The organism is Autumnicola psychrophila, from assembly GCF_031846645.1.
Taxonomy (GTDB): Bacteria; Bacteroidota; Bacteroidia; order Flavobacteriales; family Flavobacteriaceae; genus Autumnicola; species Autumnicola psychrophila.
The window spans coordinates 147,963-169,424 of record NZ_JAVRHN010000005.1 but is presented as its reverse complement, the minus strand read 5'-3'; the positions used below and the strand labels follow the sequence as shown (position 1 = coordinate 169,424).

Below are 21,462 nucleotides of genomic sequence, written 5' to 3'. Positions count from 1 at the left end.
TCAACTAAGTAATAATTGCGTTACAACATAATTGGTAATAATAATTACCACACTGGTCCATACAAACGAAGTGGTACTTGCTTTACCAACTTCCAGTGAACCACCCGTCATATAATAACCGTGATAAGCAGGAACAGTTGCCAAAATCAAGGCAAACAGAAATGTTTTAAAGAAAGCATAAAACAATTGAAAGCCAACAAAATCATCCTGCAGTCCTGTTACAAATTCATCCGGTACCACAAAGCCTCCTAACACCGCGGACATATAAGCACCTACGATTCCCAGGAACATGGAAATGGCAATAACAAACGGATAAGTAAGCATCGCAATAATTTTGGGGAAAATTAAGTAATTAAGGGAGTTTATTCCCATTACTTCCAGGGCGTCAATCTGCTCTGTAACCCTCATGGATCCTATGCTCGAAGTAATAAAAGATCCAACTTTTCCTGCCATAATAATAGAGATAAATGTAGGGGAGAATTCCAGAATTATGGATTGCCTGGCAGCATAAGCAATTAATGCTTTTGGAATTAAAGGATTGTTTAGATTTAAAGCGGTTTGAAGCGCAACTACCCCTCCAATGAAGAACGATAGAAAAGCCACAATACCCAAAGAACCTATTATAAGTTCATTTATTTCCTTGAAAATTAATTCTTTTAGAACAGAGCGCTTGGTCATTCTTCCAAACACCCCTTTAATCATTAAAAAGTATTCACCAATAGAATGCAGATAACCCATCAAAGAATTTTTGTAAAGCTAAAATACAAAAAAGTAGCACGAAAGTATTTAACGTAGAATTAAAGTTTATGGTCCTGAGTTTATTATTTTTGAGCCATTCAACAAGAAATTATGATACGAATTTTTTTTTCACTACTTACGACAATATGTACCTTCTCTCTAATTGCTCAGGAGAGCGATAAGCAGAAAACCCGGCTTGTGGTTGGTATAGTGGTAGATCAAATGCGATACGATTACTTTACGCGCTTTGGAGATAGGTATGGAGATGAAGGCTTTAAGAGGCTAATCAATGAAGGCTATAGCTTTAAAAATAATCATTTTAATTATGTGCCCACTTATACAGCTCCCGGCCATGCTTCTGTTTATACAGGAACAGGTCCTGCAAATCATGGAATAATAGGAAATAACTGGTATAGTAAATTCGAAGATGAACTGGTTTATTGCACGGGGGACGAATCTGTGCGGCCCGTGGGAACAATTTCTGATGCGGGAGAAATGTCCCCTCATAGAATGAAAGTAACCACAGTTGCAGATCAAAACCGTTTGCACACCCAGATGCGGGGAAAAACCATAGGGGTTTCCATTAAAGACCGCGGTTCAATATTACCTGCCGGCCATACTGCTAATGCAGCTTACTGGTTTCATGGCAAAGACGAAGGTAAGTTTATTACCAGTTCGTTTTATTTGGAGGAGTTGCCACAATGGGTAAAGGATTTCAACAATTCCAATATTGCGGAATCCTATTTTAAAACCTGGAATACGCTCTATCCTATAGAAAGTTATACTGCAAGCGGAGTGGATATTAATAATTTTGAATATGGTTTTAAAGGTGAAGAAAACGCATCTTTTCCTTACGACCTTGCTGCTTTAAGAAGTAGCAATAACGAATTTGATCTTATTACGAATACTCCGTTTGGAAATGATTTAACTCTGGAATTTGCCCTGGCAGCTATAAAAGCTGAAGAATTGGGACAGGATGAAGATACAGATTTTCTTACTTTAAGCTTTTCCAGTACAGATAAAGTGGGACATAATTTTGGGGTAAATTCCAAGGAAATTGAAGATACCTATCTCAGGCTGGATAAAAATATAGCCACTTTGCTTCAGTATCTGGATGAAAATGTGGGTAAAGGAGCTTATACTATTTTTCTTACTTCAGATCATGGTGGCGGTGATGTTTCGGCCTATCTCGAGTCTTTAAAAATTCCTGCAGGTTATTTTGATTCCGACAATTTTACTGAAAAGCTAAACGAATTCGTAGTTCAAGAATTTGGAGAAGCTAATCTCATATCCAAAATTTATAATGATCAGGTGTTTTTTAATTATCAGGCGCTGTACGATGCTGAAATTAATGCCGATGAACTTGAAGAGAAAATTGCCCACTATATTCTTCAGCAGGAACAGATAGATAAGGTTTATACCAGATCACAGCTGGAAGATGTTAGCTATACTGATGGAATGGCAGCTGCTATTCAAGAGGGTTTTAACCAGAAGCGTAGTGGGGATGTGATTTATGTTTTAGACCCGGCGGTGGTTTCTTATTCTGAAAAAGGTTCGATGCATGGGAGTGGATTTACTTACGATACCCATGCCCCGCTAATTTTCTTCGGAAATGGTATTGACCACGGAAGTACAACAGAGCGGTCAGAAATTGTGGACATAGCGCCTACAATATCGGCATTATTGGGAATTGCATTTCCTAATGCAGCAACCGGTAAACCATTGTATCAAATGCTGGATAGGAAATCATCAGAATAATTTTTTCCGGATATTTTTCCATCGGAAATTTCTAATAAAGCGGCCTTCTTCTTCGGAAACAAGAAAAGGCTGCTTTTCTTTTTCAGCTTTAAGGTAGCCGACAAGATACGCCTGAAGAATTTTTGGATCCCTGAAGTTCACACTCATCTTCAGGGCGCTGAGGAAAGCCAGTCTAAAGCCGTACCTCATCTTATAAAGCGCTTCTCCCTGGAGTTTCTTTGCCTTTGGGTTATACGATTTTCCCGTCGGTCGCAGGTGCTTCACCTTTAGCGAAGGAACGGTCATTGTTTGATAATTGTAATATTTAGCCAGTAACTCATCTACCGTGTCCCAGCCAATAGAAGCTTTTAGTCCACCTATTTTTTTAAAACATTCTGCAGAATAAAGTTTTACCGGTCCGCGAATATGCTCTTTATCTGAAATTTTTTCATGCACCCATTCTCCATTTTGACTTTCAACATATACATTTCCGGCACACATTCCAAGATTGGGGTATTTAAGAAAATAATTCTTTATTTCTTCAAAGTAGTTTGGTGGAAGTAATACATCTGCATCAAATTTTCCTAAAAGATCATAATTCCCGGCACTAAATGAAAGTCCGAAATAAAAATTATTAATTACTTTTGATCCCGGCATGTGCAGAGATTGAGAGTTATTTTTATAAACCTTTATCCAATCGTATTTTCTGCTAAATTCTTGAGCAATTAAAAATGTGCTGTCAGAGGAGTTATCATCGGCAACAATTAATTCATCCGGCACTGTCGACTGGCTTACAAAAGAGGAAAGACAATCTGAAAGATGTTCTTCTTCATTATATGCCGGAATAATAATGCTGAGTTTCATGCAGGGAATTGCTTCAATTTTCAACCAAATATGAAGAAAAACATCCAATTCTTTATAGGCTTCTGCTTTCTTTTTGTCAATTCAGTTTTTAGCCAGCAGTATGAGGTAGGATGTTATACCAAAATTGACAATTCTTCACAAAATTTTTCGGGTGCACTTAATTTTGGGGACCAGTTTGGATATTCCGTAGATAATATCGGAGATCTTAATAATGATGGGATCGAAGATATTATAGTTGGAGCATTTACAGATGATAATGGCGGTGCAAACAAGGGAGCTGTTTATATTCTTTTTTTAAATGAAGATGACACAGTAAAGAATTTTCAAAAAATAAGCGATACACAGGGAGGCTTCAACGGAAACTTAGATAACAATGATGTCTTTGGTGCTTCTGTAGCATATCTGGGAGACCTTAATGGTGATGGAAAGCCTGAAGTTGCCGTTGGTGCTGAGTATGATGGTGATGGAGGTTACTGGCACGGTGCCGTCTATATTCTGAGCCTGAATACAGATGGTACGGTGGCTACTCATGCGAAAATAAGCGACTTTGAAGGTGGTTTTTCAGGAATATTTGACGGGGAAGTTGTATTTGGAACAGATGTGGAAAATATCGGAGATTTTAATGGTGATGGTATTCAGGATATTGTGGTTGGCGCCCGTAGAGATCCGGATGGAGGTATAGAAACAGGTGCAATCTGGCTGCTTTTTCTAAATGATGATTTTACGGTAAAAGCTTATAAGAAAATAAGTGAAACCCGGGGTGGATTTACTGGCAATCTTCAGTCGGGTGACTACTTTGGTGGGTCAGTTGCTTCTCTTGGAGATCTGGACGGCGATGGTGTGGTAGATCTGGCTGTGGGAACATACAGGGATCATGATGGAGGATCAGATTACGGAGCTTTTTATGTGCTGTTTTTAGACTCTGACGGATCTGTAAAGAATAGTCAGAAAATTTCGGCCACTACCGGTGGTGGTAACTTTCCCCTGAACTCTAATGCTATTTTTGCCAAGTCTATTGATACTTTATCGGATATTGACGGCGACGGACTAATAGAAATTCTTGTAGGATGTGCAAGATGTAATAATCCGGTAACCGGGCAGCAGACAGGTGCTTTTTTTATTGTAGAGTTGAATAGTGACGGGACGGTGACTGAAAATTATCAGTATGCAGAGAACGTTGGCGGATTTATAGGAGATCTCGTTTCCGGTGATTCTTTTGGGATTTCTGTCGCTTTTATTTCTAATTCTGATCTATTAAAAGTAGTGGCAGGAGCTTTTAAAGACGAAGAAGGGGCTGTATGGATCATGAATTTTTCTGAAAATCTTTCTGATGTACAAATTGAAAACAGCACTTCTGAATGTAATAGTGAGAGTGCTGAGTTAATATTTTCTAACCTTGGTGCTAATTCCGAATATAATATTCATTATTTGCATAATGGTTCTTCTCAATCTACAGGTCTGCTTTCCAGTGATGCTAATGGCGAATTAAGGGTTTCCGGCCTGCCGGAAGGGGAGTATTCAGATTTCTCTATTACTAAAGGCCCGTGTACTTTTAATTATGACGACGTTTTTACTTTGGAAAGTAGTGAAAGCCTGGATGTGCAATTCGAAACCGTTGCAACTTCAGGGTGTAGTGGGGAAGATGGGAGTCTCACTATTTCTGGTTTAAATCCTAATGCTCCTTATGAAATTAACTATACCTTTAATGAAACTACCCAGACTACCGGTTTTGTAAATAGTAACGCTGGCGGGGAAATAACTGTAGATTCTCTTGCTGCAGGAAACTATTCGGAATTTCAAATTATCAGTAGTGGTTGCACCTATAACTATACCGAAGAACTTCAGATTGAGGCACCACAGTCAGTAGAACCTGTAGTACAAACAACTAATCCCGATTCCTGCTCTTCACAGGATGGTTCTATTTCTATTACAGAACTGGATACCACAGTTTCTTATTCAGTTTTATACGAATATGATTCAGAATTATTTGTACTCGAGGAAATTATTCCTGATGCTTCCGGTACGCTAATCATAGAGGATTTGGGAGTAGGGGTCTATACCAACCTCGAGTTACTGTACGATGACTGTAGTATTACCTTCAATGAAGATTTCACTTTAAATGCTGCGGAAATTTCTGTTGAAATTGAGGAGCTGATTCATCCGGAATGTGAAACTGATAATGGTAGTGTTATTCTGAAAAATCTGAATCTTAGTACAGCATATTCCGCTGAATTCAACTTAAATGGTGCAAATTTTCAGGTTGGTCCATTTTCTTCTGATGACGAGGGGCAACTTATAATTAGTGATCTTGAACCAGGAGCATATTCAGATATTATAATTTTTGATAATGACTGTTCTTATCCTGTTGCGGATTTTATTCTGAATTGTGACACCCCTGAAGAGGAGGTATGTTACACTTTTCCTCTTTTCTTTACACCAAATAACGATGGAATAAACGACAGTTGGAAAATTGAAATTTCTAATGCCGCCTGTAATCCCAATTTTGAATGCTTTATCTTCGACAGGTATGGAAAATTGCTGAAAGTTCTTCGCGGGCCGGGCGAAGCATGGGATGGTATTTTTAACAACAGGCCAATGCCTTCAGACGATTATTGGATTAGAATCGAGTTCCCGGAGGATTTAAGTGAAGAGGTAAAAAAGGCAAATATCAGCCTTATTCGATAAAATTACCGTCGTTCGGCATAAACAGCATAGTAGCGCGGAGTAAATTTCCGCAATAACGGCCGCACTCCAATCTTTTTGACGGGATTAGTCCATTTTGTGGTGTTTTTTATCTCCCATCCCGCCTTTTCCAGCAGCCAGTCGAACTGCCAGTCTTCAAATTCATGGAAATGCCGGTCCCATTTATCGGTTTTACTTCTGTAGGCACTGGAAAACCACAATTTTAATGGAATAGTAGCTACAAGTTTCTCTGCCTGTATATCTTTCAGAACATTATATGGAGCGACTAGATGTTCAAAGATCTCAAAAGCGGTCACAACATCAAAATTGCCATTTTTGACAGCAGCCGTGTCTGTGTCCAGATCTTCCCCCTTAGTATTTTCTACAGAATAATTATGCTCCCGCATAATTTTCACAAATGGATTTTCTACTCCCAGGTCCAGTACCTGGGCCGGAGCCGGTACATTTTCTTTTAGAAAATTGAGTGTTTCGCGATACCTTTTATGCGGAAAATTGTTTTCGTACATTCCTCTTAGTATTCGTAGACGATCGCGTTAATGTTCATTCCTGCACCAACACTGGCAAAAATCACAACATCTCCTTTTTCCAGCTTCTGGTCTTTCATTTCTCCTTTTACTACAAGGTCAAAAAGAGTTGGGACCGTGGCTACGCTGCTGTTTCCGAGCTCCTGGATAGTCATGGGCGTTACATTTTCCGGCGCTTTTTTGCCATACAATTTGTAAAATCGTTCTATAATGGCATCATCCATTTTTGCATTTGCCTGATGAATAAAGATTTTCTTAAGATCATCTATGGATTTGCCACTTTTCTCAAGACAGGATTTCATTGCATTTGGAACATGCTTTAAAGCAAATTCGTAAATTTTACGACCATTCATTTTGATGTACCGCTCGTCTTCAGGGGATTCTGCTTTATTTGATTTTCCGAAGTAGATATAATTTGCTTCTTCATAAGAATGTGTCGCACTGCTATGGCAAAGGATTCCACCTGTTTCTTCTGTAGCTTCCACCACCACTGCTCCCGCACCATCAGAAAAAATCATCGCATCCCTGTCGTGTTTATCTACGACACGTGATAAAGCTTCGGCTCCAATAACAAGACATTTTTTGGCCATTCCGCAGCGAATAAAAGCCTGTGCCTGGATCATCCCTTCAATCCAGCCTGGGCAACCAAAGAGCACATCGTAGCCCACGCATGACGGATTCTTTATTTGCAGTTCGTACTTTACTCGGGTGGCCATACTGGGTACCGTATCGCTTTGCATGCTTTGAAATTTCACATCGCCGTAATTATGGGCAACGATGATATAATCTAAAGTTTCAGGATCTGTTCCGGAAGCCTTAATCGCCTTTTGTGCTGCGATAATTGCCATTTGCGAGGTAGTAAGGTCTTCATCGAGATAGCGTCTCTCCTTAATTCCTGTAATGGCTTTAAATTTTTTTATCGTAGTCTCATTATCGTGGGGAAAAGTAGAACCGTCTGTATTATAAAATTCATGTTGATGAAAATCGGCATTTTTCGTGATCACATTTGGGATATAACTTCCCGTACCGGTAATTTTAATGTTCATCATGCAATATTCTGATTATTGGCTTCTAATTTAACGAAATATTAGGAATTGTCCCCGTCGCTCGGTGAATAATTACGATGTCTGAAAGACATTCTTTTATAGAAAATAAAGAGGCTGCTTTAAAATGGCAGTTTTCGTCTAACTGTTTTTGAAGCAGCCTCATTTGATTCCTCGATTGTAGAGGCTCGAAATTCTGAAATTTATTACCCAAATAGTAATTTTCTCCGCAGATATTCTCTGCTTTTATTGCTTAAGCATATTCTTCAGTAGGAGGACAGGTACACATAAGGTTACGATCTCCAAAAGCTTCATCTACACGCCTCACACTTGGCCAGAATTTGTTTTCAGCAATATAATCTAATGGATATGCAGCTTTTTCCCTGCTGTAAGGAAAACTCCATTCATCTGAAGTTAGCATCTGCAATGTATGCGGCGCATTTTTCAGAACATTATTATCTTCTTCAGCTGAAGTTTCACTAATTTCTTTTCTAATCGAAATAAGGGCATCACAAAAGCGGTCAAGTTCTGCTTTGCTTTCACTTTCTGTAGGCTCTATCATTACGGTTCCCGCTACCGGGAAAGATACAGTGGGAGCGTGGAAGCCGTAATCTATAAGCCGCTTTGCAATGTCGCTCACCTCAATTCCGTTGGCTTTAAAAGGCCTGCAGTCCACGATCATTTCATGCGCAGCACGACCTCTTTCTCCGGAATATAAGGTTTTGTAATGTTCACTTAAACGTTCTTTCACATAATTGGCATTCAGAATAGCGTGTTCTGTAGCTTTCTGAAGTCCCTTGCTGCCAAGCATTTTTATGTATCCGTAAGAAATAAGGCATACGAGCGCAGATCCCCATGGAGCTGAAGAAATAGCACCAATAGCACTTTCTCCTCCGGTTTTAATCACAGGATTCCCTGGTAAAAACGGAGCCAGTTGTTTTGCCACACAAATTGGACCTACCCCAGGGCCACCACCACCATGCGGGATAGCAAATGTTTTATGTAGGTTGAGATGGCAAACATCGGCACCAATTGCACCTGGATTTGTCAATCCAACCTGGGCATTCATATTTGCGCCGTCCATATAAACCTGTCCGCCGTTGTTATGAATAATCTGAGTAATTTCTTTTATAGCCGATTCGAACACACCATGAGTGGAAGGATAAGTAACCATTAACGCGGCAAGGTTATCTTTGTGTTTTATTGCTTTTTCCCGAAGGTCGTCTACATCAATATTACCATTTTCACTGGCTTTTGTCACGACCACCTTCATCCCGGCCAATACTGCAGAAGCAGGGTTGGTACCGTGAGCAGAGGACGGGATAAGACAGATATTGCGATGTCCTTCTCCAATAGATTTCTGATAAGCCCGAATCACCATTAGTCCGGCATATTCCCCTTGCGCACCTGAATTTGGCTGAAGTGAGGTTGCCGAAAATCCGGTGATTTCTGTCAACTGATCTTCCAGTCTGTTAAGTACAATCTGGTAACCTTCTGCCTGTTCCACGGGGACGAACGGATGAATATTCCCCCATTGCGGATTGCTTAAGGGAAGCATTTCTGAAGCGGCATTAAGCTTCATCGTGCAGGATCCCAGAGAGATCATGGAATGGGTAAGGGATAAATCTTTTCGTTCCAGTTTTTTGATGTAGCGCATCAACTCTGTTTCCGAACGGTAAGAATTAAAAACTTCATGAGTCAGAAACTCTTTTTTTCTGCTTAATTCTGTAGGAATAGCTTCGTTTTTCAAAAGTTCTGTAAGCGAATCACATTCTTTGTTGGCTACTTCAGAGAAAACTGCAATTATCGCATTAAGATCTTCCAGGGTGGTAGTTTCATTTATGGAAATAGTTACCGTTTCTGAATCTGGATAATAGAAGTTGATCTCATTCTTTTCTGCTATAGCTTTTACCGCTGCAGCATCAGCTTTAAGCCTTATCGTGTCGAAGTAAGAAGTATTTAGCTGCTCAAATCCTAATCTTGCAAGTTGAGCAGCAAGGTTCGTTGCAGAATAATGTACGGTGTCAGCAATATACTTAATACCTTCAGGACCGTGATAAACAGCATACATTCCTGCCATTACTGCAAGTAACACCTGTGCAGTACAAATATTGGAAGTGGCTTTGTCCCTCTTAATATGTTGTTCCCGGGTTTGTAGAGCCATTCTAAGGGCATGGTTGCCATCCAGATCTTTGGTTACACCAATAATTCTTCCCGGTAAATTTCTCTTATATTCTTCTTTTGTAGCGAAATATGCAGCATGTGGCCCGCCATAACCAAGAGGAATTCCAAAGCGTTGCGTGGTCCCCACCACCACGTCTACTCCCAATTCTCCGGGAGCCTGTAATTTTACAAGGCTTAAGATATCTGCAGCAACAGCTATTTTAATTTCAGCTTCTTTACATTGAGAAACAAATGCTGTGTAATTGTGAACCTGTCCGTATTTTCCCGGATATTGAAGCAGCACTCCAAAAAATTCTGAAGAAAATTCAAATTCCTGATGGTTTCCAATAACCAGGTCAATTCCAAGGAAATCTGCCCTGGTGCTCAAAAGAGAAATGGTCTGAGGTAAAGTTTCTTCAGAAATAAAAAATTTATTTACATTATCTTTCTTTTGCTTTCTGTTCCTAACAGCATGCAGTAAAGCCATCGCTTCTGCCGCTGCTGTAGATTCGTCCAGAAGTGAGGCATTAGCAATCTCCATTCCGGTTAAATCGCTTACCATAGTCTGGAAATTAAGCAGTGCTTCAAGTCTTCCCTGTGCGATTTCTGCCTGATATGGCGTGTATGCAGTGTACCAACCCGGGTTCTCCAAAACATTGCGCTGTATAACAGCCGGTAAAATTGCCTGATGGTATCCTAAACCAATATACGTTTTGAAGATCTTATTTTTGGCAGCCAGTTTCCCGATATGTTCAGCATATTGGTTTTCGCTTAAAGCAACCGGTAAATTTAAAGGGGATTTCAAGCGGATGTCGTCCGGAATGGTTTCATAAATTAACTGTTCCAGAGAGTCAACTCCAATAGTGTTCAACATTTCTTTTAGTTCGCTTTCCCTGGGGCCAATGTGGCGCAGTGCAAAAGAATCTGTTCTCATAAAAATCGTTGTGGTTTTGAGCCGCGAAAATACGTAATTTATATCTAAAAAATTGTCGTTTACCCTTTTACAGTTGTTAAGATTTAGAGTGTGCGGCCGGTGCTTTTATTATGTGTAATTTTGGGCAATGAGTTTTCTGAAGAATTCTATAGATTTATACATACACAGTAGTGTACACGTGGCGCTGGCAGTAGTATCCCTAAGTGCACTAACTTTCTTTGAATTCAAAATTCCGTTGGATTATGACCTGCTCTTTTTTATCTTCTTTGGAACAATTACCGGCTACAATTTTGTGAAGTATGCAGGCATTGCTAAACTCAAACATTCGAGTCTTACCCGAAATCTTAGAATTATCCAGGTGTTTTCACTGCTTTGTTTTTTAGCCGGTGCTTATTTCCTTATTATTCAGAGTATCAGTGTTATAACTATAGCCATTATTCTCGGGCTTTTTACACTCTTTTATGCCGTGCCTTTACTGGGGAGTAAAAGGAACTTGAGAAGCCTTAGCGGGATAAAAATCTTCGTAATTGCTCTTTCCTGGGCAGGAGCCACTGTTTTACTTCCGTTGGTGAAATCAATAGACTCATTGACATCTGATATTTTTATTGAATTACTACAGCGTTTCCTGTTAGTGGTGGTGTTGATGCTTCCATTCGAAGTAAGGGATTTAAAATACGATATTCCCTCTCTTTCTACTCTTCCACAGCAAATAGGGGTGGAGAAAACGAAAATTTTAGGTTATATACTGTTGTTAATAATTCTTGTTCTGGAATTTTTTCAGGAAGAATTTGTAGTAATCAATTTTCTATCCCTGGTATTTATTTTAATCCTCACTGGAGGATTCCTTTTAAAAACGAAAGTAGCGCAAGGTCCTTACTTTTCGTCATTTTGGGTGGAGAGTGTGCCAGTCTTCTGGTTAATGATTTTACTCCTTCTCAGGAATTTTGTTTAGCGAGTTCTTCTCTAATTCTTTCTTTCCACACTTTCTTGTCCACTTTACTGCAGGTCTTTAGGTCAGACTTTTTAATAAGTTTTGTGAGATGGGAATTACGGTGGGTATATTCTTTACAACGTTGGCAAATCGCAATGTGCATTAGCAATTTGAACTTGTTAATTCTGCTAAGCTCCCTGTACTGGGCTTTATCACAACAGTTTTCTGCTTTTGAGCAGTCAATAAGGAAGAAATTTTTAAACATAATCTAAAACCAGTTTTTTTCAAGACATGCGGCAAGAGATACTCTCGCCCTGTGTATGATTACCCACAGGTTAGACGGCGTGATATTAAACTCATTACAAATAACTTCTGTATCTGCACCATCAATTGTTTTCATTTTAAAGATGGCTGCCTGCTTTTCGTTTATTTGATCAAGACATTCCAGGATAGCCATTCCCAATTCGGTATTCTCCATTTCATCTTCTGCATTACGGTCAGAATAATCTGGAACCCGCTCCTCCAACCATTCTCCATCGCTATATTCATCTGAATAATTGATATGTACTTCAGCTTTTCCCTTTCTGGAATTTATCCTGCGGTAATGGTCAATTATTTTTCGCTTCAATATTGAAATTAACCAGGTGCGTTCACTTGCTTCTCCTTTAAAATTTTTCATCGACTTTAATCCGGCCAGAAAAGTTTCAGAAATAAGGTCATTAGCTATCTCCCGGTCGTTCACCCGAACAATCGTATAATTAAATAGATAGTCTGAATATTTGTCCACCCACTTGGTAGGGTCGAGGCTGTGAGCTGGCATAAGAAATTTTCTTACTCAAAAATATAAAAAGAAATATTCAAATAAGTTATAAAAACGATAAGATTTTATGCCAAAAAGTGCAGCCAATTTCCTTATTAACTGGAATTTGGCTGCGTAATTTTTTTATTCCTTCGGAAGTAATCCCGCTCTTTTTAACAAAGCTTCCGGTTGAGGTTCTTTTCCGCGGAAGCGTTTATAAAGCGTCATTGGATGCTCGGTTCCTCCCTGAGACAATATGTTTTCCCTAAATTTATTCGCCACTTCCCTGCTGAAAATTCCCTGCTCCTGAAAATATTCAAAAGTATCGGCATCCAGCACTTCTGCCCATTTGTAAGAATAATATCCGGCAGAATAACCGCCCTGAAAAATGTGTGAAAATGAAGTGCTCATACAATTTTTATCAACATCGGGATATAACTTTGTGGGCTCAAAAGCTTCGTCTTCATGTGCTTTTACATTAGAGATATTTGTAGGATCTATCCCATGCCAGCTAAGATCCAGCATTCCAAAACTCAATTGTCGCACCGTAGCCATACCTTCGTGAAAATTAGCCGATTCCTTTATCTTTTCTACAAGCTCCATCGGGATGGTCTCTCCGGTTTTGTAATGCTTTGCGAAAAGCTGAAGTGCCTCCTTCTCATAACACCAATTCTCGAGTACCTGGCTCGGCAATTCCACAAAATCCCAGTAGACATTAGCTCCTGAAATACTCGGGTAAGTTGTGTTGGCCAACATCCCGTGCAGGGCATGTCCAAATTCATGAAAAAGGGTGGTTACTTCGTTAAAAGTTAATAGTGAAGGATCTTTTTTAGATGGTTTTGTGAAGTTGCAGACGATAGAAATATGGGGACGCTCATTTTTGCCATTTTGGATGTATTGCGGTTTATAGCCGGTCATCCAGGCACCGCCACGTTTCCCTTCCCTGGGATGGAAATCTGCATAGAGTAAAGCGATGTCCTTATTTTGCTCATCTGTTACCTGATACGTCTTTACATCGGGATGATATTTGTCGACATCAAAAACTTCTGTGAAGTTCAGGCCGTAAAGTTTATTGGAAACAAGAAAAACGCCTTGAATAACACTTTCAAGCTCAAAATAAGGCTTTAGTTTTTCATCATTAAGATCAAAAAGCTCCTGTTTTAGTTTTTCACCGTAAAAAGCAGCATCCCATTTTTGCAGTTGATCGATTCCATCCAGTTTTTTGGCGAAATTTTCAAGTTCTGAAAATTCACGTTCAGCAGCAGGCTTAGCTTTTTCCAAAATTTGATCTAAAAAGTTGTTTACCTTGTCTGGCGTCTCTGCCATTCGCTGTTCTAGGACAAAATGAGCATGCGTTTTAAAACCTAACAGGTTTGCACGTCGATGTCTTAATTTGGCAATTTTCAGCACATTTTCCTGGTTGTCCAATTCATCATTGTGAAAACCTTTAGATCCAAAAGCAAGCGCCATTTTTTTTCGAAGTTCCCGGTTTTCGACATATTTCATGAACGGAATGTAACTTGGATACTGCAGCGTAAAGATCCAGCCTTCTTTTTCTTTATCTGCGGCTACAGATTTTGCTTCTTCTTTAAAGCTGTCCGGCAGTCCTTTTAGATCCTCTTCATTTGTAATATGAAGTTCAAATTTGTTTGTTTCCTCAAGTACATTTTCTCCAAATTTAAGGCTTAGAGAGGAGAGCTCTTTATCGATCTCTCTCAGTTCCTTTTGCTTGTCTTCAGGAAGATTGGCGCCGTTTCTCGAGAAGGCTTTGTATTTTTCGTCAAGTAGCGTTTTTTGTTCTACACTTAGCTCCAGTTGATCCTGAATCTCGTAAACGCTTTTCACCTTATCAAAAAGGGTTTTGTTTAAAATAGTATCGTTCTTGAAATCGGTTAGGAGCGGTGATACTTCCTGGGCGATTTTCTGAATTTCCTTATTGGTTTCAGCAGAATTTAAATTGAAGAAAATACTGGTTACCCGGTCCAGTTGTTTTCCTGAGAATTCCAAAGCAGCTATGGTATTTTCAAAATTGGGTTTTTCCTTCGAGTTTGTAATAGCATCAATTTCGGCACGCGCAGCATCAATAGCAGAAATAATTGTTGGCTTAAAATGCTCATTTTTTATCTTAGAAAAAGGTGCGTAGGTAAATTCTTCAAGTAAATTATTTTTTGTAATCATAAGGATTAGCTTGACGTTATTGGATTATTTAATGATCTAAATCATTATTTGTATATTTTTTAACTATATTTACACCTTCTTTAGAAAATATTAAGATGTAGGTTACTTTTAAAAGTTGTGGATTAATATATTTAGAATGGTTAATAAATAGATTTTACACTAAGTAACTACTGCGCAAGCCACACGAAAGTGTGGCTTGTTTTATTTTTGGATCTTTTTTGCGCCTTCTATTACCTTTTCTTTTAAACCTTCTTTATAAACCAAAATCTTATCCAGTGTGCATTTATCTGAGGAGCCAATAATTTGAGCTGCAAGTATACCGGCATTTTTTGCGCCATTTAATGCTACCGTAGCCACAGGAACACCTCCCGGCATTTGTAGGATGGAAAGTACAGAGTCCCACCCGTCGATAGAATTACTGGATTTAACGGGAACACCAATTACAGGAAGTGGGGAGAGTGACGCAATCATTCCCGGTAAATGTGCTGCACCACCGGCACCGGCAACTATTACCTGTATGCCGCGATTATGGGCGGTTTTTCCGTACTCGAATAACTTCTCGGGAGTACGATGGGCAGAAACTATATCCACTTCAACTTCAATATCAAAACCTTCCAGAATGTCTATTGCATCCTGCATTACCGGCATATCGCTGGTACTACCCATGATTACTGCTACTTTTCCCATAGTTTGTTTTCTGGTGCTCACAAGAACAGATGTGAGATAATTGTTATTTTTTAGCTATTACTTTAATTGAATTTTTTACTTCTTCGGCAATTCTTCTCGCTTCCGAAATTTTCTCATTTACAATGGTAACGTGCCCCATTTTCCGGAAGGGACGTGTGATTTTTTTTCCGTAGATGTGAGGGGTGACTCCTGGCATCTTCATTATTTTTTTAATATTCTGATATACGACTTCGCCCGTATAATTTTCGTCACCAACCAGGTTTACCATAATTCCGCCGACTTTGCTATCTGTATTTCCCAATGGAAGGTCGAGAATCGCCCGTATATGCTGCTCAAACTGGTTGGTGTAACTTGCTTCTATACTGTAATGTCCGCTGTTGTGCGGTCTTGGAGCAACTTCATTTACAAGGATTTCATCATCCTTTGTCTGGAACATTTCTACGGCCAATAGGCCTACATGCTTAAATGCTTCGGAAACTTTTTTAGCGAGATTTCTTGCTTTTTCCGTTACTTCAGCATCAATTCTTGCCGGACAAATTACATATTCCACCTGATTGGCAACTGGATGAAATTCCATTTCTACAACAGGGTAAGTCTTTACTTCGCCTGAAGGATTTCTCGCCACAATAACTGCAAGCTCGTTCTTAAACGGAATCATTTCCTCTGCTATACATTCTGCATCAGGTAGATTTTTTAAATCACCTTCAGTTTTTATAACAGCGACTCCTTTGCCGTCGTATCCGCCGGTGGTGCTTTTCCAGACAAAAGGCAGTTTTCGCTTCCCTTGCTGAATCTCCTTCAGCAATTCTTCTTTGTTCTTGTATAGCTGAAAAACTGCTGTAGGAATGTCATTTTCTAGATAAAAATTTTTCTGGATTCCTTTATTCTGAATTTTTTCCAGGGTAGCGGCAGAAGGGTAGGTCTTTATACCTTCTTCTTCCAGTTTTCTGAGAGCATCAACATTCACACCTTCAATTTCAAAAGTAACTACATCTGCTTTTCTGCCAAATTCAAGAACCGTTTTGTAATCCATTAAATCGCCCTGCTCAAAATAGTTGCAGGAAATGCTGCAGGGAGCTTCAGCGTTTGGATCTAAAACATTAGTCTGGATATCAAATTTCCGTGTTTCATAAAGCATCATTTTTCCCAGCTGACCGCCGCCGAGAATTCCTAATTTAAAGTCTGAAGAAAAATAATTCAGCATATAGATTTCAGTTTATACAAAAATAATTTTTTAAGGTGGAATGCACTACTTATTCTTATAGAAATCTGATAGTTTGGATGATTCAGAATCCTTATCTTTGCCTCTTTAAAATTTGATGCTTTGATTCAACTTCACGATTTAAAATTTGAGCCTTATATTTCCGAAGAAGAAATAGAAGGTGCTGTGGCAAAGATTGCAAGTCGGCTTAATGCCGATTATAAAGATCAAAACCCGATTTTTATTGGGGTTTTAAATGGCTCTTTTATGTTTGCTTCAGAAGTAATAAAACGTTTTAAAGGAGATTGCGAGGTGAGTTTTGTGAAAATGGGCTCCTATGAAGGTACTTCGACTACTGGTACAGTAAAAACCTTAGTTGGGTTAAATCAAAAAGTAGAAGGGAGAAAAGTGGTGATCCTTGAAGATATTGTGGATACAGGTAACACGCTGGAAGAGATAAACAAAATTCTGGAAGCTGAAAAAGTAGCCGATTATAAAGTGGCCACGCTGTTTTTTAAACCTGAAGCCTACAAGAAATCATTGCATATCGAATATATAGGAATTCAAATACCTGATAAATTTATTGTAGGGTACGGCCTGGATTATGACGGTTTGGGCAGGAATCTTACGCAAGTATATAAACGCAAAGAATAAAAAATGACAAATCTGGTACTTTTTGGCCCTCCCGGCGCCGGCAAAGGAACACAAGCTTCAATTTTAAAGGAAAAATATCAACTGGTTCATATCTCTACCGGAGATGTTTTTCGGTACAACATCAAAAACGAAACAGAGCTTGGTAAAAGTGCAAAATCCTATATGGATAAAGGGCAGTTGGTTCCCGATCAGGTGACTATCGACATGCTAAAAGCAGAAGTTGAAGGAAATGAGGGTGCTAAAGGCTTTATTTTTGATGGTTTTCCAAGAACCCGCGCCCAGGCAGAAGCATTGGGTGAATTTCTTGCTTCCAAGGGCGAAGGAGTAGATGCTATGATCGCCTTGGAGGTAGAAGATGAGGTTTTGGTGCAACGCTTACTGGAACGTGGAAAAACTTCAGGAAGACCAGATGATGCAGATGAGTCTGTAATAAGGGAAAGAATAAAAGTGTACTACGAAGAGACTGCTATTCTTAAAGAGTATTACAAAAAAGACGATAAATATTACGGCGTAGACGGGGTTGGATCTGTTCAGGAAATCACCCAACGTTTAAGTGAGGTTATAGACCAACTTATCTAATAACTGAAGGAAAAGAGGCCGCCTTAAAATGCCAATTATCGGCATGCTGTTTAAAAAGCGACGAAAATAAAATTTGAAAGCCTCAAACAAGAACGAATATGACTGAAGGGAATTTTGTTGATTATGTGAAAATTCACATTTCTTCCGGAAAAGGAGGGAGTGGTTCTGCACATTTACACCGGGAAAAATATATTACTAAAGGTGGTCCCGATGGGGGAGATGGCGGCCGGGGAGGACATGTGATTATTCGCGGCGATAAAAATCTTTGGACGCTCTTTCATTTAAAATTTAAGAGGCATGTAAGGGCAGAACATGGCGGTAACGGATCAAAATCCAGGAGTTCAGGTTCTGATGGGTCTGACGAATATATCGATGTTCCTTTGGGAACAGTAATCCGGGATACCGAAACCGAAGAAATAATCCATGAGATTACTGAAGACGGCAAAGAATATATTGTAGCAGAAGGCGGAAAAGGTGGTCTTGGAAACTGGCATTTTAAAAGTTCAACAAATCAGACTCCGCGCTATGCGCAGCCGGGAATTGAAGGACAGGAAGTAGATGTTACTCTGGAATTAAAAGTTCTTGCCGATGTTGGACTTGTTGGATTTCCTAATGCCGGAAAATCTACACTGCTTTCCGTAATTACTGCTGCAAAACCTAAAATTGCAGATTACGAATTTACTACTCTAAAGCCTAACCTCGGAATTGTACAGTATCGGGATTTTAAAACTTTTGTAGTTGCCGATATTCCGGGAATTATAGAAGGAGCTGCGGAAGGAAAGGGACTTGGTTATCGCTTTTTGCGGCATATCGAGCGAAATTCCACTTTACTATTCTTAATTCCTGCCGATGCTCCCAATATTGCAAAGCAGTATGAAATTCTGGTCGATGAATTGAGAAGGTATAATCCGGAGATGCTGGATAAGGACCGGCTTATTGCGATCTCAAAAAGTGATATGCTGGATGCAGAACTTAAAGTAGAATTAAAGGCAGAACTCGATAAAAACTTAAATGCAGATTACGTATTTATTTCTTCAGTTGCACAACAGGGGCTTACCGAGTTGAAAGACCGGCTTTGGGAAATGCTCAATAAAAAGCCTGAATAGACCGTTCATCATATTTTCATTTTCGGGATAGTTTTTGATTAACTTTAGATCAATTCCGCATGGCGGGAAAAATTAAAATTTATCCTTTAAATATTTATAATATGAGAATAATGAAAATTCTGTTTATCTGTGTGCTTTTTGCAAGCTGCAATGTTCCAAAAATTGCTTACGATTACGATGAGACTGCAAGTTTTAACAATTATTCTACTTACGCACTTTTTCCCGATTTTCGTTCAGGATTAAGCCAGCTGGATGAAGCAAGGCTAATAAGAGCACTGGATAATGCGATGCAGCAAAAAGGCTTTTCCACAGTAGATAATCCTGATATTTTTGTAAATGTTTATACTGAAAGATTTCAGCAACAGAGTGGGAACAGTATTGGCCTTGGAGTTGGAGGCGGTGGAGGCAATATGGGAGTTGGTGTATCCGGCGGAATACCAATTGGAGGTCCTGAAAATTACCTTAAAATGACTATAGATTTTATAGACCAAGAAAAAGACAGTCTTGTATGGCAGGCAGTGGTAGATGTTAAGTTTAATCCTAATGCCAGTCCGGAACAACGACAGGCGCTATTTGATAAAGTGTTACAGAAAGCATTAAAGAACTATCCCCCAGAAAAATAATCCCGGTTTTTGCAGGATCCTATCAAAAAAAAGAGACTGCCTGAAAATTGCAATTTTCAGGCAGTCTCTTTATTACCTAGTCTGTAGCATCTTCTACAGCGTCTCCCACATCATCGGCAGCGTCTTCAATATCGTCTGCGGCTCTTTCAACGCCCGATTTTTCTTCTCTGCATGATGTAAAAACACCGGTAGAACATACAAGTGCAAGTATTAGCATTAATTTTTTCATATGATTGGTTTTAAATATTAATTATCGTCTGTTGGATCCCCATCCAATTCATTTTCTACCTGGTTAGCGCCTTCTTCTATGGCATCTCCAGTTTCCCGTGCGCCTTTTTCAATAGCATCGCCGGTTTCCTCAGCAGCATTTTCTATTTCTTCTCCCATACGGTCCAGGTCATCATCTGCATCCATTTCATGCTCCATCTCTTCGCGTTCCATTTCCATTTCCATTTCATTTTCTTCTTCATTAACCTCACGGCAGGAAGTAAAGACTGTACTAAGGGTAAAGAACATGGCGATAATTAAAATTAGTCTTTTCATAATTAAATGATGTTTTTGTTATTATTCATCAAAGCTAATTATGTAATGTACACGAAAGTCAAATTTGATGCTAAATTATAGCACCAAAAGTGTTAAATAAATCAGAATAATTTAATCGAATTTTTACGGTTAGCTTTTATTGAAAAGATAATCACGAATTGCGGCTGTAGCACCTGTATTACTATTGATGAAATGACCGGAAATCATTCCGGTTTTTCTTCGGAAAGTTTCATCGTTAATTAATATTTGAAATACAGATGAAGCTTCCCGGGGAGTTTCAACAGAAAAAAGTCCGGCGAGTTGCTGAAGTTTTATTGCTTCAGGGAATTTTGAAAAGTTTGATCCAATAACAATAGGAACACCAAATGTAGCGGGTTCAAGTATATTATGTAGTCCGGAATTTCCCGCGGCACCACCTACATAAGCAACATCTGCATAACTATAAATTTTCCCTAACAGGCCAATGGTGTCAATTATTAGAACATCAAAAGCAGACAAATCCTTTTGATCTTCAGAGTATCGTGCAGAAGATCCTTTTAGCTTTTTCTGAAATTCACTGATCTTTTCATCTTTTATTTCGTGCGGCGCAATAATAAACTTCACCTTTTCTGAAGCAGAATTAATGTAATCCAGCAGCAATTCTTCATCCTCCGGCCAGGTGCTTCCGGCGACAAGACATAATTTATCCTGAAGGAATTCTTCTATAAAAGCTAATTTGTTGTCGTACTCTATTTGTCGCGAAACACGATCAAATCTTGTGTCTCCACTGATAGTCACATTATTGAAATTGTGCTTTTTAAGCAATGCTTCAGAAGCTTCATTCTGAACAAAAACGTGCTCAAAGCTTCGTAGCGATTTACGCATCCAGCCACCGTATTCCTTAAAGAAAACCTGATTTTCCCTGAAAGCACCCGAAATAAGAAACGTTCGGATATTCCGTTTACGTAATTCCTTTAAATAATTTGGCCAAATTTCATATTTCACGAAGAAAACGAGCTCCGGAGAGACAATATTTAGAAATTTTTCAACTTTTTTAGCCGAATCCATCGGAAGGTAGGTAATAACATCAGCTAAAGGATGTTTTTTCTTGTTTTCGTAACCTGAAGGAGAAAAAAATGTGACTAGGATCTTCCTATCAGGCATTTCAGCCTTCATCATTTCAATTACCGGAACTGCCTGTTCAAATTCGCCAAGGGAAGCAGCATGAAACCAGATCACCCGGTCATTTTGCCTAATTTCGACCTTCAGTTTATCAAAAACATCTTTCCGGCCCTCCACAAATAATTTAAGCCGGGGCTTAAAAATGGCAATTATCGGCAAGAAGAGTTCAGTTAAGCCAACAAGAATATTATAAAGGATATACAAAACGATTTTCTTTAATAGCGCTAAAATAGGCCTTTCCTAAAAATTGCATTGGCTGTAGGGCTGATATTTCGTATTTTTGTTGGACAATAA

Annotated in this window: 19 protein-coding genes; 7 read left to right on the top strand and 12 right to left on the bottom strand. The window is 39.1% G+C overall.

Annotated features, from left to right (window positions below; genetic code table 11):
- Positions 1-738 (bottom strand): MlaE family ABC transporter permease, encoded by a 738-nt coding sequence (locus tag RM541_RS08080; protein WP_311499710.1) that lies wholly within the window; start codon positions 736-738, stop codon positions 1-3.
- A 111-nt stretch (positions 739-849) separates the two neighbouring features.
- On the opposite strand from RM541_RS08080, the gene pafA reads away from it, so the two are divergent.
- Positions 850-2,496 carry an alkaline phosphatase PafA gene (gene pafA / locus RM541_RS08075; protein ID WP_311499709.1) on the top strand — a complete coding sequence of 549 codons (1,647 nt, stop codon included), beginning with the start codon at positions 850-852 and terminating at the stop codon, positions 2,494-2,496.
- Here the strand turns inward: pafA and RM541_RS08070 are convergent.
- Entirely contained in the window at positions 2,488-3,339 is an 852-nt protein-coding gene (locus RM541_RS08070; RefSeq protein WP_311499708.1) for a glycosyltransferase family 2 protein, read from the bottom strand. The two genes, pafA and RM541_RS08070, sit on opposite strands and share 9 nt — an antisense overlap.
- Positions 3,340-3,369: 30 nt before the next feature.
- Here RM541_RS08070 and RM541_RS08065 point away from each other — a divergent pair, with 30 nt between their 5' ends.
- The gene (locus RM541_RS08065; protein WP_311499707.1) at positions 3,370-6,024 is read left to right on the top strand and encodes a T9SS type B sorting domain-containing protein; all 2,655 of its coding nucleotides are present in this window, start codon (positions 3,370-3,372) and stop codon (positions 6,022-6,024) included.
- A 2-nt stretch (positions 6,025-6,026) separates the two neighbouring features.
- Here the strand turns inward: RM541_RS08065 and RM541_RS08060 are convergent, their stop codons facing one another.
- From RM541_RS08060 to gcvP, 3 genes are all read right to left on the bottom strand, one after another.
- Positions 6,027-6,548 (bottom strand): methyltransferase domain-containing protein, encoded by a 522-nt coding sequence (locus tag RM541_RS08060; RefSeq protein ID WP_311499706.1) that lies wholly within the window; start codon positions 6,546-6,548, stop codon positions 6,027-6,029.
- A 5-nt stretch (positions 6,549-6,553) separates the two neighbouring features.
- Positions 6,554-7,612, bottom strand: coding sequence for a 3-oxoacyl-ACP synthase III family protein (locus tag RM541_RS08055; RefSeq protein WP_311499787.1), 1,059 nt, complete (start codon positions 7,610-7,612; stop codon positions 6,554-6,556).
- Between the two features lie 250 nt (positions 7,613-7,862).
- On the bottom strand, positions 7,863-10,706 hold the full coding sequence (gene gcvP / locus RM541_RS08050; protein ID WP_311499705.1) for an aminomethyl-transferring glycine dehydrogenase: 2,844 nt from the start codon (positions 10,704-10,706) through the stop codon (positions 7,863-7,865).
- 127 nt (positions 10,707-10,833) lie between these two features.
- Here gcvP and RM541_RS08045 point away from each other — a divergent pair, with 127 nt between their 5' ends.
- Entirely contained in the window at positions 10,834-11,658 is an 825-nt protein-coding gene (locus RM541_RS08045) for a UbiA prenyltransferase family protein (protein ID WP_311499704.1), read from the top strand.
- Positions 11,659-11,905: 247 nt separating this feature from the next.
- On the opposite strand, the gene RM541_RS08040 is transcribed toward RM541_RS08045, so the two are convergent.
- The 4 genes from RM541_RS08040 to RM541_RS08025 all read right to left on the bottom strand — a co-directional run bounded on the left by RM541_RS08040 (position 11,906) and on the right by RM541_RS08025 (position 16,505).
- The gene (locus RM541_RS08040; protein WP_311499703.1) at positions 11,906-12,457 is read right to left on the bottom strand and encodes a sigma-70 family RNA polymerase sigma factor; all 552 of its coding nucleotides are present in this window, start codon (positions 12,455-12,457) and stop codon (positions 11,906-11,908) included.
- Between the two features lie 123 nt (positions 12,458-12,580).
- Positions 12,581-14,614, bottom strand: a complete 2,034-nt coding sequence (locus RM541_RS08035; RefSeq protein WP_311499702.1) for a M3 family metallopeptidase — start codon at positions 14,612-14,614, stop codon at positions 12,581-12,583.
- 201 nt (positions 14,615-14,815) lie between these two features.
- On the bottom strand, positions 14,816-15,301 hold the full coding sequence (purE, locus tag RM541_RS08030) for a 5-(carboxyamino)imidazole ribonucleotide mutase (protein WP_311499701.1): 486 nt from the start codon (positions 15,299-15,301) through the stop codon (positions 14,816-14,818).
- A gap of 43 nt (positions 15,302-15,344) precedes the next feature.
- Positions 15,345-16,505: a 5-(carboxyamino)imidazole ribonucleotide synthase gene (locus RM541_RS08025; RefSeq protein WP_311499700.1), complete on the bottom strand. Its 1,161-nt coding sequence runs from the start codon at positions 16,503-16,505 to the stop codon at positions 15,345-15,347.
- 120 nt (positions 16,506-16,625) lie between these two features.
- Between RM541_RS08025 and hpt the strand changes: the two genes are divergently transcribed.
- From hpt to RM541_RS08005, 4 genes are all read left to right on the top strand, one after another.
- The gene (hpt, locus tag RM541_RS08020) at positions 16,626-17,156 is read left to right on the top strand and encodes a hypoxanthine phosphoribosyltransferase (RefSeq protein WP_311499699.1); all 531 of its coding nucleotides are present in this window, start codon (positions 16,626-16,628) and stop codon (positions 17,154-17,156) included.
- A gap of 3 nt (positions 17,157-17,159) precedes the next feature.
- Positions 17,160-17,735 (top strand): adenylate kinase, encoded by a 576-nt coding sequence (locus RM541_RS08015; RefSeq protein ID WP_311499698.1) that lies wholly within the window; start codon positions 17,160-17,162, stop codon positions 17,733-17,735.
- A 98-nt stretch (positions 17,736-17,833) separates the two neighbouring features.
- Entirely contained in the window at positions 17,834-18,841 is a 1,008-nt protein-coding gene (obgE, locus tag RM541_RS08010; RefSeq protein WP_311499697.1) for a GTPase ObgE, read from the top strand.
- Positions 18,842-18,942: 101 nt separating this feature from the next.
- Positions 18,943-19,464, top strand: a complete 522-nt coding sequence (locus tag RM541_RS08005) for a DUF4136 domain-containing protein (RefSeq protein ID WP_311499696.1) — start codon at positions 18,943-18,945, stop codon at positions 19,462-19,464.
- Positions 19,465-19,540: 76 nt separating this feature from the next.
- On the opposite strand, the gene RM541_RS08000 is transcribed toward RM541_RS08005, so the two are convergent.
- The 3 genes from RM541_RS08000 to RM541_RS07990 all read right to left on the bottom strand — a co-directional run bounded on the left by RM541_RS08000 (position 19,541) and on the right by RM541_RS07990 (position 21,372).
- Positions 19,541-19,681 (bottom strand): hypothetical protein, encoded by a 141-nt coding sequence (locus RM541_RS08000; RefSeq protein WP_311499695.1) that lies wholly within the window; start codon positions 19,679-19,681, stop codon positions 19,541-19,543.
- 29 nt (positions 19,682-19,710) lie between these two features.
- Positions 19,711-20,007 (bottom strand): hypothetical protein, encoded by a 297-nt coding sequence (locus RM541_RS07995; RefSeq protein WP_311499694.1) that lies wholly within the window; start codon positions 20,005-20,007, stop codon positions 19,711-19,713.
- 129 nt (positions 20,008-20,136) lie between these two features.
- On the bottom strand, positions 20,137-21,372 hold the full coding sequence (locus tag RM541_RS07990; protein WP_311499693.1) for a 3-deoxy-D-manno-octulosonic acid transferase: 1,236 nt from the start codon (positions 21,370-21,372) through the stop codon (positions 20,137-20,139).
- Positions 21,373-21,462: the final 90 nt, after the last annotated feature.